The sequence below is a fragment of the Streptomyces sp. NPDC002573 genome (assembly GCF_042889625.1).
Classification (GTDB): Bacteria; Actinomycetota; Actinomycetes; order Streptomycetales; family Streptomycetaceae; genus Streptomyces; species Streptomyces gibsoniae.
The window spans coordinates 1-5527 of record NZ_JBIARC010000177.1 but is presented as its reverse complement, the minus strand read 5'-3'; the positions used below and the strand labels follow the sequence as shown (position 1 = coordinate 5527).

Sequence of the window (5527 nt, the reverse complement as noted above, 5' to 3'; positions counted from 1 at the left end):
GCGCTGGGCGGTGGCCGGGACTTTCCGGACGCTGATGGAGGGGATGATCGCGGAGGCCGCGGTCCGCGGACAGGTCGATCTCGACCTGGTCAGCGGAGCTGATGGCCGACGCGGTACACGCCGACCACACGTTCTTCTCCACGTGCGGCAGTTCCCTGTCGGTGAAGGCCGCCATGCTGGCCGTGACCTGCCCCGGCCACCGGCTCCTGGTCGGGCGCGACGCGCACAAGTCGGTGGTCTCCGGGCTCATCCTGTCCGGCGTCGAGCCGGTATGGGTGGAGCCCCAGTGAGACGCTCTGCGGCACATCGCCCATCCCCCGTCGGCAGCCGCCTTCGACAAGGCATTCACCGAACACCCCGATGCCGACGGAGCCCTGGTCACCAGTCCGACCCCGTACGGAGCCGCGGCCGACCTCACGGGAATCGCCGAGGCCTGTCACCGCCGCGGCAAGCCGCTCATCGTGGACGAGGCGTGGAAAGCACATCTGCCCTTCCACGACGACCTGCCCTCATGGGCCATGGACGCTGGCGCCGACATCTGTGTGACCAGTATCCACAAGATGGGCAGCGGGCTGGAACAGGGCTCGGTCTTCCACCTCCAGGGTGACCTCATCGATCCGGCCGAGCTGGCCTCGCGGGCCGACCTCCTCAGCACGACCAGCCCGAACGTCCTCCTCTACGCCGGCATTGACGCCTGGCGCCGGCAGATGGTCCAGCACGGCCGCGCACTCATCGGCCGGGCCCTGGACCTGGCCGCACACACCCGCGCGGCCATCGAGACGATCGACGGTTTCCACGTCAACGACGCAGCGAAGTTCCGCGGCCCCGGCCGCGCCACGGACTTTGACCCACTGCCGGTCGTGATGGACATCAGCGAACTGGCCACCACCGGATACCGGGCGGCCGACTGGTTGCGGAAGAACCATCACATCGACACCCACCTGTTCGACCACCGGCGCATCAGCGCCCAGCTCACCCACGCAGACGACGAACACACCACCGCGCGCCTCCTCACGGCCCTGCGCGACCTGGCCCACCACGCCGCGGATCTGCGGGACACCCCCACGGTCACCGTCCCGCCCCCGGCCGATCTGCGCATGGAGCAGGTCACGCTGCCTCGCGACGCCTACTTCGCCCGGCACGCGAAAGTCCCCGTCGACCAGGCTCCCGGCAGGGTCGCCGCCGAGATGATCACTCCCTACCCGCCCGGCATCCCCGTCGTCCTGCCCGGCGAACGCCTGACCGAGCCCGTACTGGAATACCTGACCACGGGAGTCGCAGCCGGCATGTTCCTCCCCGACGCGGCCGACAAAAGACTGACGACGGTGCGAGTCGTCGCGGAAAGCTGATCCGCGGCCCACCGGATGCCACACCCGCCTACAGGGCCAGCCCAGACCGAGCGGTTCTCAGCTCCGGTCCGCACGAGTCTGAACTGGCGGCCTGGATCCTTTTCAGCCACAGAGACGACAGTCCCTACCGATCGGTCACTGCGGTTCCCGGCTCTTGAGCCTGCGCGAGAGTACGTCACGGACTTCCGCCGCGAGATCTCTTCCGCCCTGGCCCCAGGCGACCACAAGCTCCGCCACGTGACGCAGCTTGACGTTCGTGCACATCGAGGTCTCACGCAGGGCGTCCCATGCTTCGTCAGGCGTCATCCGGCCCACCGCCACGATGACACCTATCGCCTGGTCGATCACCGCGTGCGAGGTGACCGCCTGCTGAAGCTGGGAGACCTGCGTCTCCAGCTCCCTGATCCGATCGGGGCTCTCCAGCTCCTGAACCGCGCCGGAGAGCTTGTCGGCGTGGCTGTCCACGTAGCCTCCGTGGTGTAGGGGTCGGCACGAGAACTCGTCTGCCTGCACAGACCCAGTCCCCACAGGTACGCGAGCCTGCACCTTCACCGTCACACCCGGAGCCTGCCCGCGCAACGGTGCGTGACACCCGGTGGCGCATTTCCAGCAGGTGCTGATGTCCGCGGCCGAGCGCATGGGGCTGTGGCGGAGGCTGCCCACACCCGGCGCTGCGATCGGCCATGGGCCATCGGCCATCGGGTTTCTGCCCGGCGCGGTGAGGGCGCCGGGCAGAAGGACGGTCGCTGCAGTCAGCGGCCGAGCGCCTTTTCCAGCTGCTGCTTGGTCATCGAGGAGCGGCCGTGGATATGGCGCTTCTTGGCCTCTTCGTACAGCTGGTCCTTGGTGGGGCCTTCCGCGCCGCTGTGGGAGCGCTGCCCACCGCGCTGGGGCGCCGACTTCGCATCACGTGTGGAGGTCTTGCTGGCGGTCTTCGACTCGCCGGAGCGTGCCCGTTCCTTGTTGACCGTCCGCGCGGCGATCTCCTTGGCCCGCTTCGACGACTCGCCGCGGTCCTCGGCGCCCTTCTTGACGTGCTCGTACTGCCGCTCGCGCTTGGAGCTCGATCCGGCCGGCATGATGCCGCCTCCTTTCCTGCGCAGATGGGGCCTGCTGTGACCTCCTTCTTGCGTGGTTTCGTGATCTCCAGGAACAGGCGCTACTCGTTGGGTTCTGCCGCGCTGATGTCGCCGAGTGCCGAACCGGGGTCGCGTTCGATCGCCATGTCGCCGAGAGAGACGATGCCGACCAGATGGTCACCCTCGACGACGGGGAGGCGCCGCACCGAGTGCTCCCGCATCAGCTCGATTGCACGGTCGAGATCGTCGTCCGGGCTGATGGTGAACACATCGTCGCTGCACGCGTCGGCCACAGTCGTCTGCTCCGGGTCCATGCCCTGCGCGAGGGCCCGCACCACCAGGTCGCGGTCGCTCACCAGACCGCGCAAGTGGTCCTTCTCCGTGACCAGGACAGCGCCGATGTTCTGGTCGCGCATCAGCCGGGCCACGTTGGCCACCGAGGCCTGCGGTTCCACGGTCACCGGCGCGCTGGTCATGATGTCGCGCACGTGCTGGCTCATGATGAAGCTCCTTCCCCGGGTTCATATGGTGCTTCCCCCCGTCCTCGACCGCCGGGTACCCACCGCTCCGGGCTCCGCACAGGAACAGGGGTACCGCAACGCTCGTCCGTGGGCGTTGATGAGAGCCCGGTCGGCCTCCGGTCGGGTGAGGAGAACTCGCTGGACCCCTCATGGCCGACTGAGGCGGGGATCAGTGTCCATGGGCCGGAACGGACGGCCCGCCCGGACAGGACGAGCGAGAGGCGGATGCACCATGGGCCACGGCGGGAATGTGATCGAGGAACTGACGGCCGACCACCGGGAGGTCGAAGAGATCTTCACCAGGATCCAATCCATGACCGGCGGGGGCCAGGAACTGCGTGATCTCGTCAACGAGGTCACCATCGAACTGGTGCGGCACTCGGTGGCCGAAGAGCAGTACCTCTACCCGGCGGTGCGCGACCAGGTCGAGGGCGGCGACCGGATCGCGGACAAGGAGATCGCGGATCACGGCCGGGTCGAGCAACTCCTCAAACAGCTGGAGAAGGCCGACACCGACGACCCGCAGATGAGCGAGCTGCTTCAGCAGCTCATGGACGAGGTGGCCGCCCACGTCGAGGACGAGGAGAACAACCTTTTCCCGCTGCTGCGCCAGGCCTGCTCCTCCGAAATGCTCGGCGACCTCGGGGAGAAGATCCGGCGGGCCAAAGCCATGGCCCCTACCCGCCCGCACCCCGCCGCCCCCGACACTCCCCCTGCCAACAAGCTCCTCGCCCCGGGCGCCGGCCTGGTCGACCGGGCCCGGGACTTCGTCACCGGCCGAGGCAAGTCCTGACCTACCGGCCCGCCGCCAGCCGGTGCCGCACGACAGGGTCCGGCCGGCCCGCTGCCCCGGGAGTCAGCGTGCTCGTGCCCACTCCCAGGGGCATGCCTCCGGCCCTCATCGACCGGTCACGAGCGCCCGGCAGCGGCCACGAGGTTGCCCCGCCGGAGGCCGGGCAACCTCTCGTGCCGGGACTTCGCCATCAGCATCAGCAGCAACGCGCCCTGCGCGCCGAGGCGGGTCGGCTCGGCCTGGCCGTACTCACGCAGATCCCAGCCCGTTCCCAGACCGCGCATCACGGTGTGCTCGTCAGCACGGCACGGCCCTGCCCGCAGGACAGCTGAGCCGGATGCGTCGTCCTGCCCTGCCGCCGGACGGTGGAGAGGCCATGCCCGGACCACGAACGACTCACTGACCGCCATCAGCAGAACGTCACCTTCCGCGAGGCCGACCCCGCCGAGTACGCGGCCGTGGACACCGCCTACCAGGAGAAGTACGGCCGCTTCACCACGATCGTCGAGCACGTGCTGACCGACCGCGCTCGCAACTCCACCCTCCGCCTCGAACTCCGCTGACACCAGCTCCCCCACTTCCCCTGCCAGAGGAGATCCACTCGTGCGAGCCACCCTGATGTACGCGTCGAGGACGTCGCCGACCCCAAGATCCAGCAGTCGGCCGACGCCGTCGTCCGGATCGTGCTGTCCTGCGTCTGCGGCAGCGACCTGTGGCCCTACAAGTCGCTGCAGCCCACGGACAATCCCCGCCACGTGGGCCACGAGTTCCTCGGCGTCGCGGAGGAAATAGGTTCCGAGGTACGCACCCTCGAGCCCGGCGACGTCGTCGTGGCCCCCTTCGTCTGGGCCGACAACACCTGCGCGTACTGCCGCGAGGGCCTGCAGACCTCCTGCCCGCACGGCGGCCAGTGGGGCGTCAACGGGGTCGAGGGCGGCCAGGGCCAGGCCGCCCGCGTCCCGCAGGCCGACGGCACCCTGGTTTAGCTGCCCGTCGCCGAGGACTCGGAACTGCTGCCGGACCTGCTGACCCTCTCCGATGTCCTGTGCACCGGCTACCACGCCGCCCACACCGACCGCCTCACCTTCAACCGCACCATCATCGAAACCGGCACCGACTCCTACCGGCTCGCCAGCACCCGGGCCCGCGCCGAAGCCCCGGTCAAGACCGGTTGACCCTGCCGCCAGCGCGTTGGTCCTGCCGGCCTGGCGGCAGAACCAACGACATCACAGCTCGTCGTTCAACAGCGAATACATGAACATGTCCCGGCGTCGCACCACCAGAAGGGACACGATCCCTGGAGGCCGCAGCCGAGAGCTACGGATACGGCTACCACGGACAAGCACCCACCCGCGTACTGGCCGACCTGGTCACCGACTTCACGACCCTGCGCCCTCTCCTCACCGTCCCGCAGCCCACACCGGTCCGGGCCGGGCTGTGCCGGACAGCCGGGCAGATGGCCGGGATGACCGCGATCGTCTTACATGATCTGGGCAGCCGCCGGGAGTCCCGGGCCTGGTTCGCCACCGCCGCCGGGGCCGCCGCCGAATCCGGCGACCAGCAGCTGCACGCCTGGGTCCTCGCCCGGGAGGCGATGGTCCCGCTCAACTACGGCGCTCCGAGGGCAGCGGCAGACCTCGCCGGCCAGGCCCGGCTCGCCGCGGGCACCCGGCCGACCGCCGCCGCGGTGCTAGGGCGTGTATCGAAAGTGGATCTTGAGGTGGGATGATCTTGCTTCGTGGCACGTGGAGATCTGACGGATGCACAGTGGGCCCGCTTGGAGCC

7 protein-coding genes and 3 pseudogenes are annotated in these 5527 nt (G+C 69.1%); 6 read left to right on the top strand and 4 right to left on the bottom strand.

Annotated elements, in window-relative coordinates; genetic code table 11:
• Positions 1-95: 95 nt before the first annotated feature.
• Positions 96-1349: pseudogene (locus ACFYX0_RS46545) on the top strand (aminotransferase class I/II-fold pyridoxal phosphate-dependent enzyme); the annotation flags it as partial.
• A gap of 135 nt (positions 1350-1484) precedes the next feature.
• Here the strand turns inward: ACFYX0_RS46545 and ACFYX0_RS46540 are convergent.
• The 3 genes from ACFYX0_RS46540 to ACFYX0_RS46530 form a co-directional block, all read right to left on the bottom strand.
• Entirely contained in the window at positions 1485-1814 is a 330-nt protein-coding gene (locus tag ACFYX0_RS46540) for an ANTAR domain-containing protein (protein WP_388981592.1), read from the bottom strand.
• A 287-nt stretch (positions 1815-2101) separates the two neighbouring features.
• Positions 2102-2428, bottom strand: a complete 327-nt coding sequence (locus ACFYX0_RS46535) for a plasmid stabilization protein (protein ID WP_388981589.1) — start codon at positions 2426-2428, stop codon at positions 2102-2104.
• Between the two features lie 80 nt (positions 2429-2508).
• Entirely contained in the window at positions 2509-2928 is a 420-nt protein-coding gene (locus ACFYX0_RS46530; RefSeq protein ID WP_388981586.1) for a CBS domain-containing protein, read from the bottom strand.
• A gap of 253 nt (positions 2929-3181) precedes the next feature.
• On the opposite strand from ACFYX0_RS46530, the gene ACFYX0_RS46525 reads away from it, so the two are divergent.
• Positions 3182-3742, top strand: a complete 561-nt coding sequence (locus tag ACFYX0_RS46525; RefSeq protein WP_388981583.1) for a hemerythrin domain-containing protein — start codon at positions 3182-3184, stop codon at positions 3740-3742.
• Between the two features lie 116 nt (positions 3743-3858).
• On the opposite strand, the gene ACFYX0_RS46520 is transcribed toward ACFYX0_RS46525, so the two are convergent.
• Entirely contained in the window at positions 3859-4026 is a 168-nt protein-coding gene (locus tag ACFYX0_RS46520; RefSeq protein WP_388981581.1) for a hypothetical protein, read from the bottom strand.
• An 81-nt stretch (positions 4027-4107) separates the two neighbouring features.
• Here ACFYX0_RS46520 and ACFYX0_RS46515 point away from each other — a divergent pair, with 81 nt between their 5' ends.
• The 4 genes and pseudogenes from ACFYX0_RS46515 to ACFYX0_RS46500 all read left to right on the top strand — a co-directional run bounded on the left by ACFYX0_RS46515 (position 4108) and on the right by ACFYX0_RS46500 (position 5471).
• Entirely contained in the window at positions 4108-4305 is a 198-nt protein-coding gene (locus ACFYX0_RS46515) for a DUF2255 family protein (RefSeq protein ID WP_388981578.1), read from the top strand.
• An 87-nt stretch (positions 4306-4392) separates the two neighbouring features.
• Positions 4393-4822: pseudogene (locus tag ACFYX0_RS46510) on the top strand (alcohol dehydrogenase catalytic domain-containing protein); the annotation flags it as partial.
• A pseudogene (locus ACFYX0_RS46505) lies at positions 4804-4917 on the top strand (AAA family ATPase); the annotation flags it as partial. The pseudogenes ACFYX0_RS46510 and ACFYX0_RS46505, both read left to right, overlap by 19 nt.
• A gap of 290 nt (positions 4918-5207) precedes the next feature.
• Positions 5208-5471: a hypothetical protein gene (locus ACFYX0_RS46500; protein ID WP_388981575.1), complete on the top strand. Its 264-nt coding sequence runs from the start codon at positions 5208-5210 to the stop codon at positions 5469-5471.
• Positions 5472-5527: the final 56 nt, after the last annotated feature.

What these genes read in the sequence shown, in the direction of transcription:
- ACFYX0_RS46535 (WP_388981589.1), bottom strand. Translation starts at nt 2,428, where the DNA reads ATGCCGGCCGGATCGAGCTCCAAGCGCGAGCGGCAGTACGAGCACGTC.
- ACFYX0_RS46530 (WP_388981586.1), bottom strand. Translation starts at nt 2,928, where the DNA reads ATGAGCCAGCACGTGCGCGACATCATGACCAGCGCGCCGGTGACCGTG.
- ACFYX0_RS46525 (WP_388981583.1), top strand. Translation starts at nt 3,182, where the DNA reads ATGGGCCACGGCGGGAATGTGATCGAGGAACTGACGGCCGACCACCGG.
- ACFYX0_RS46520 (WP_388981581.1), bottom strand. Translation starts at nt 4,026, where the DNA reads ATGCGCGGTCTGGGAACGGGCTGGGATCTGCGTGAGTACGGCCAGGCC.
- ACFYX0_RS46500 (WP_388981575.1), top strand. Translation starts at nt 5,208, where the DNA reads ATGACCGCGATCGTCTTACATGATCTGGGCAGCCGCCGGGAGTCCCGG.